We start from the raw sequence: 6,412 nt of genomic DNA on the forward strand, positions 1-6,412 counted from the left end.
GTATCGATAGTTTGGCTGCCTATGTTGAGTACAATACGTTTGCCAGTGATGTCATCACCATCTTCATGAATTATTTGCAGGCGAAAATATTCTTTTTCGTTTTGTACAACAAACGTATTTAGGCTGTTAGCGCGCAGTGGCATAAACTTTTCTTTTTTAGGTGGTATGGTAATTTTATCGCCCGGGTAAATTAAGTTTGGATCAGGGCGCAGCGCTCTAAACTCAGCATTGCTTGGGTGGTTATACAAGGCGGTTGAGGTTTTATAACCATATTGGCGTGCTATGCGTAGCAGTGTTTCGCCTTGTGCGACGGTGTGTTGTTGTGTCATTGAAATATCCTTATCCCTAAATATAAATATCGCCAGAGCAAGTCTACGTTTAGGTGATGTTGCCTACTGACCAATCGTGATCGGCGAGTGCAAAAAAGCTGACTTTGGCGTTTTCAAAATCAGGGCCTGATACGTTGGCGTAGCCGTTTTGATCGAGCTGTCCGGTGATAACATGGCCGTTACGTAAGCGAATTTTGTACCCCATATTCGCTTGCGGCTCGCCGGCTTCATCACGCAATTCAATTTCGTAGCCTAACGCGGGCTGTTCAACGGTAAAGGTAGTGGTATCTACTGCGCCGCTGGCAGTGACAATAACGTTATAAAGTCCGGGCTTTACAGCAAAAAAATGCTGCCAAAATGAGACTTCGTCAGGGCGTTTTTTATCGAGTTGTAAGGTTACTTGCCCGCTGGTTGGCCCTTGCCACTTAATAACCACGCTGCGGCTGTTGCTGCTTGAGCCTTCAATATTGAGCTTCCATCCATCGGGCACGCGTAAGCTAGTGCCGGGTTTGGCTGGTTTGCGATTACTAAAGCCTAGGTTGTAGTCGTAAATCAAATTGGCATTTTTATAGCCGGTATATTGCTCGGCGAGCTGCTCTACGGTTTCGCTTGCTTGTAAAAGATGGTTTGAAAAATTTTGCCTAACTTGATGCGACGCTTTTAGCAATACAGTACTTTGCAAAATAGGCTTATATATACATACTGCGGGTAAGTGAACTTCAACAACTGTTGGCTTTAAAGCACGGCTATTTTGCTGCATTGATTGCGCAATATACTTTGCTTGGCCTTCTCCATACTGGCTATTGAGTAGCGCTGGATTTGCTAAGAAGTTTGCTTGGTTGGAGTCACTTAAAAAATGCTCCGAAGCCGAATAATCAGGTGCGGCATTAGCTCCACCGGATGACGAAAACTTAGTGGTACTCACAGGATCTTTTGGATAAACAGCTAAGCCTTGCGCGGTATTTCTATAGGTGTTGTAGCTGACTTTTCGCCATGTTTTTTCATTTGCCCAAAATTGGCTGCGGGGATCATCACGTAGCCGTGCGGCTTGGCGTTTATCAATTACACCATACTGATTATCTTGAATAAGCCGTTGTAGTTTTTTCGGTAATAAAAAGAATTCAGCTCGCCTGACGTACGCAAACGTTACAACAGGTTCGGTTGCTTCATCTTTTATTTCATCAAAAATATGGGCGTGTTGAAAGTTCACCGCGTCCTTGGTGAGCATGTGCATCCTCGCTTTCTCTAATGCAGAGATTTAATTTTTTAAGTATAAACTTTAGCTTGCAATAATAAAGAAGTAGGAACAAAAAATCTACAAGCATTTATGCTGATTATTCACTTGTGTTATTATTCACTTGTGTTTTTATTCTCTCGCACATAATTACTAGCGCCACGAGTAATGTAGCGTAATTGCCAAATTAAACGCTCGACTAACTCTTCTCGTTGTTGCCCTTCTATGTCTAATGCTTCAGCACCGGCATTAAATACTAGCGTGACCATAGCCTCTGCTTGAATATACGCATGAGTTGCATCGCACGGGGTTTCGCTTTCAAGATAATGAGCAAGCTCTAAAATAAAGTGTTTAATTTCACGGGCTACAGCGGCACGAAATGCTTTAGAGGTGCCGGAGCGTTCACGCAGTAATAATCTGAATTGATTACTGGAGTTATCAATAAACTCCATAAAAGTAACAATCGAGGTGGTGATAATGCTACCGCCACTGGCTATACGGCGGCGCGCTTGGCGCATTAGCTGGCGCAGCGTTAAACCGGCTTCATCGACCATGGTTAAACCCAGTTCATTCATGTCTTTAAAGTGGCGGTAAAATGAGGTTGGTGCTATACCTGCTTCACGGGCAACTTCACGTAAACTTAAATTAGAAAAGCTATGATCGGCGCTTAATTGGTTAAATGCCGCTTCAATTAAAGCTTGTCGTGTTTTTTGTTTCTGTTGCGCGCGAACACCCGACATGAACTACTCCTGATTTAATTTAAATCAATTTATGGTGATTTTTATCTTAATTCTCCAGTCTAATACTTGACGGCAAGAGAATGAAATATTATTTTAGCTTACAAGTGTACGCTCAGATTTGAAAAGATGAAAAAACCACCGATTATTTGGACCAATGTCCTATTTTTTAGTATTACTTTTTTGGCTGCTGCCACATTAGTGCCTTGGTATGGGTTTACCCATGGCTTTACCAGTAGTCATTGGATCGCATTTGTTGCTTGTATGTTTTATGCTGGTATGTCAATTACCGCAGGCTACCATCGCTTATGGGCCCATAAAACTTACGACGCTCATCCTGTTGTAGAAGCCTTTTTTGCTCTAGGTGGTGCTTTTGCACTACAAAATAGTGCGCTGCACTGGAGCAGCGATCACCGCGTTCATCATGGCCAAGTTGATGATCCTGTAAAAGACCCTTATGCAGCAACTAATGGCTTTTGGTATAGCCACATAGGTTGGATGTTACGCGATTACCAAGGCGACAGTTATGGTGATTATAGTAATTGTCGTGATTTACAACGCAATAAAATAGTGATGTGGCAACACCGTCATTATATGAAATTAGTATTAGCAACTAATATTGGTATCCCTGCCCTGCTGGGTTTAATAATTGGTGATGTAATTGGCATGCTGTTGTTAGCTGGATTGTTGCGTTTGGTATTGAGCCAGCATTTCACCTTTTTTATTAATTCGGTGGCGCATATCTGGGGCTCTCGACCTTACACCGAAAAAAACACTGCTCGTGATAACGGGGTACTAGCCTTGTTTACTTATGGCGAGGGTTACCATAACTTTCATCATATTTTTGCCAGTGATTATCGCAATGGCATAAAATGGTTTCATTATGATCCCACAAAATGGATGATCCGCGCTTTTGCGGCTGTTGGACTTGCTAAAAAATTAAAACGTACGCCGGTTGAGCGCATCGAAAAAGCCAAAGCCGAAACGTTAATGAATAGAACGCAAAACCGTTTAGCGAAATTGCCTTTAGCGCAAGATAAGCTTACATTATTGCAGCAAGAGTACGATTTATTGCTGAAAAAGCTACAACACTTTTGCGCACTAAAAAAGCAAGTTTTAGAAGTTAAAAAGAATAACATGCTGCAACAATGCGAAAAATCAGCTTTAATGACACAATATCATGAGTTGGAAGCAGCCTGGGAAAATCAAAAGCAGGCGTGGCTTGCACTCAATGCGAGGTTATTAAAAGCCTCTTTTAGTTAATGTAGGAGTGGCTGTGGCCAAACAACAAGTAAAGCAAGAACAACCATCATTTCAATATGATGCAATTATTATAGGCACAGGTCCTGGCGGTGAAGGTACCGCCATGAACCTGTCTAAAAGCAACAAAAAAGTGGCCGTTATCGAACGCCAAGCTGCCGTTGGTGGTGGTTGCGTACATTGGGGTACTATCCCTTCAAAAGCACTACGTCACTCTGTTAGCCGCTACATAGAATACAAAGCAAACCCATTGTTTAATGTGGGTGAGCGCCCTAGTAGGTTAACGTTTCCTGATATTTTGCGCCACGCCAGCTCGGTTATTTCTAAGCAATCAAATTTACGCAGTAGCTTTTACGATCGTAATCGCATTCATATGTTTCAAGGTGATGCTAGCTTTGTTGATAAGCACACAATTGAAATTAAACGTCTTGATGGGTCAACCGAACGACTAACTGCTAAAACCATTGTTATTGCTACAGGTTCTCGCCCTTATCGCCCACCTGAAGTCGACTTTACCCATTCTCGTATTTACGACAGCGATACTATTTTAGGCCTAGAGCATGACCCTCATCGTGTGCTTATTTACGGCGCTGGTGTCATTGGTTGTGAGTATGCGTCTATTTTTAAAGGTTTAGGTGCAAAAGTCGATTTAGTTAATACTCGCGACCGCTTACTCGCCTTTATGGATGCTGAAATCTCAGATGCTTTAAGCTATCACTTTTGGAATAGCGGCATTGTGATCCGCCATAACGAAGAGTTTGACCGCATTGAAACCCGTGATGATTGCGTTGTTATGCATTTAAAATCAGGAAAACGCGTTAAAGCTGACTGTATTTTATTTGCCAATGGTCGCACCGGCAACACTGACGGGCTTAACCTTGAAGCGGTTGGCTTAAAAGCTGATGGCCGCGGGCAGTTAAAAGTTAATGAAACTTACCAAACCGAGGTCGATAACATTTATGCCGTTGGTGATGTCATTGGCTACCCAAGTCTTGCTAGTGCAGCGTTTGATCAGGGTCGAATTGCTGCTGATGCAATTGCCTGTGGTAATTGCGATGAAAAACTAATTATTGATATTCCGGCAGGTATTTATACCATCCCTGAAATGAGCTCAGTAGGTAAAACAGAGCAGCAGTTAACCGCCGCGAAAATCCCTTATGAAGTCGGCAGAGCTCAATTTAAACATTTAGCGCGAGCACAGATTGCTGGTACCGAAGTGGGTAGTTTAAAAATATTATTCCACACTGAAACCAAAGAAGTACTGGGTGTGCATTGTTTTGGCGAGCGTGCCTCTGAAATCGTGCACATTGGCCAAGCCATTATGGAACAAAAAAATGGCGGCAATAATATTGATTACTTTGTAAATACCACCTTTAACTACCCAACTATGGCTGAAGCCTATCGTGTTGCGGCGTTAAATGGTTTGAATCGACTGTTTAAATAAACACGTTGAGACAGCTAATAAAAAGCCCGCTTACTGATAAGCGGGCTTTTTTGATTATAAATGACAGTGTTTGTTACAGCTGCAGTTACTTATGATATTGCGCACTAAACTCATGTACGGCATTAATAAATACACCCGCGTTTTCAGGATCAACATCAGGCGTAATACCATGGCCTAAGTTAAATACATGACCTTCACCTGTGCCAAAATCTTCAAGGATAGTCGCTACTTCTTGGCGAATACGATCTGGTGTGCCATGTAACATTGATGGATCCATATTACCTTGCAGAGCTACTTTGTCGCCGACACGGCGCTTAGCATCGCTAATATTAATTGTCCAATCGAGACCAATTGCATCACAACCCGTTGCTGCTATCGCTTCAATCCATTGACCGCCATTTTTAGTAAATAACGTAACGGGCACTTTGCGGCCATCGTATTCACGAATTAAACCATCAACGATTTTGTGCATGTACTGCAATGAGAACTCTTTATAATCACGCGGGCTCAATACACCGCCCCATGAGTCAAACACCATTAGAGACTGCGCACCGGCTTTAATTTGTGCATTTAAATAATCGATCACTGAATCAGCAAGCTTATCAAGTAACAAATGCAGTGTTTTTGGCTCAGCAAACGCCATTTTTTTGATTTTACCAAAGGTCTTGCTGCTCCCGCCTTCAACCATATAAGTAGCAAGTGTCCAAGGTGAACCCGAGAAACCAATTAGCGGTACTTCGCCTTTTAGTTCACGACGGATCGTGCTTACGGCATTCATAACATAACCAAGCTCATCTGTTGGATCGAGCTTTGGAATTTTTTGTACATCAGCAAGTGATGAAATTGGACGCTCAAATTTAGGACCTTCACCGGTTTCAAAATACAAACCTAAGCCCATCGCATCTGGAATCGTTAAAATATCACTAAATAAAATAGCGGCATCTAATGGGTAACGACGCAGCGGCTGTAATGTTACTTCACAAGCGAGCTCAGCATTTTTACACAGGCTCATAAAATCGCCCGCTTGTGCACGAGTTGCGCGGTATTCTGGTAAGTAACGCCCTGCTTGGCGCATCATCCATACCGGAGTCACATCAACTGGCTGTTTTTGTAGTGCACGTAAATAACGGTCGTTTTTTAATTCGCTCATAGCGTAAAGGATCCTAAAGCTGATAGATATTGCGCAGATTGTATCACCATATCGCACACCTCTCTATCGCTATGGCACTAATTAACCTTAGTATTGATACAGATTAATAATCTATTTTAAGATGCTTGCTTGGTACAAAATTAATACAACAAACAATAACATTTGAAATTTTTTATTAATATGTTTGCAACATAGTAAAAACCTTGGTATAACTTGTCCCGCGTTAACAATAAAAACAATAAAAACAATAAAAATTAC

At 42.0% G+C, this 6,412-nt stretch carries 6 protein-coding genes; 2 read left to right on the forward strand and 4 right to left on the reverse strand.

The features are described 5' to 3' along the window. The 3 genes from H5154_RS22120 to fabR form a co-directional block, all read right to left on the reverse strand. A partial coding sequence (locus H5154_RS22120) for a LysM peptidoglycan-binding domain-containing protein (protein ID WP_182719643.1) occupies positions 1-329 on the reverse strand: 329 nt, incomplete at its 3' end. Between the two features lie 49 nt (positions 330-378). Beyond that, positions 379-1,557: a hypothetical protein gene (locus tag H5154_RS22125; RefSeq protein ID WP_259398589.1), complete on the reverse strand. Its 1,179-nt coding sequence runs from the start codon at positions 1,555-1,557 to the stop codon at positions 379-381. Between the two features lie 122 nt (positions 1,558-1,679). Next, positions 1,680-2,303 carry an HTH-type transcriptional repressor FabR gene (gene fabR, locus H5154_RS22130; protein ID WP_182719645.1) on the reverse strand — a complete coding sequence of 208 codons (624 nt, stop codon included), beginning with the start codon at positions 2,301-2,303 and terminating at the stop codon, positions 1,680-1,682. Between the two features lie 126 nt (positions 2,304-2,429). On the opposite strand from fabR, the gene H5154_RS22135 reads away from it, so the two are divergent. Together H5154_RS22135 and sthA are read left to right on the forward strand one after the other, a co-directional pair. After that, positions 2,430-3,563, forward strand: coding sequence for a fatty acid desaturase (locus H5154_RS22135; protein WP_145242414.1), 1,134 nt, complete (start codon positions 2,430-2,432; stop codon positions 3,561-3,563). 13 nt (positions 3,564-3,576) lie between these two features. Further along, positions 3,577-5,004, forward strand: coding sequence for a Si-specific NAD(P)(+) transhydrogenase (gene sthA, locus H5154_RS22140; protein WP_145242412.1), 1,428 nt, complete (start codon positions 3,577-3,579; stop codon positions 5,002-5,004). An 85-nt stretch (positions 5,005-5,089) separates the two neighbouring features. Here sthA and hemE read toward each other — a convergent pair whose 3' ends face one another. After that, the gene (gene hemE / locus H5154_RS22145; protein WP_149980407.1) at positions 5,090-6,154 is read right to left on the reverse strand and encodes a uroporphyrinogen decarboxylase; all 1,065 of its coding nucleotides are present in this window, start codon (positions 6,152-6,154) and stop codon (positions 5,090-5,092) included. Positions 6,155-6,412: the final 258 nt, after the last annotated feature.

The sequence above is a fragment of the Pseudoalteromonas sp. SR44-5 genome (assembly GCF_014163675.1).
In the GTDB taxonomy this organism is placed as follows: Bacteria; Pseudomonadota; Gammaproteobacteria; order Enterobacterales; family Alteromonadaceae; genus Pseudoalteromonas; species Pseudoalteromonas rhizosphaerae.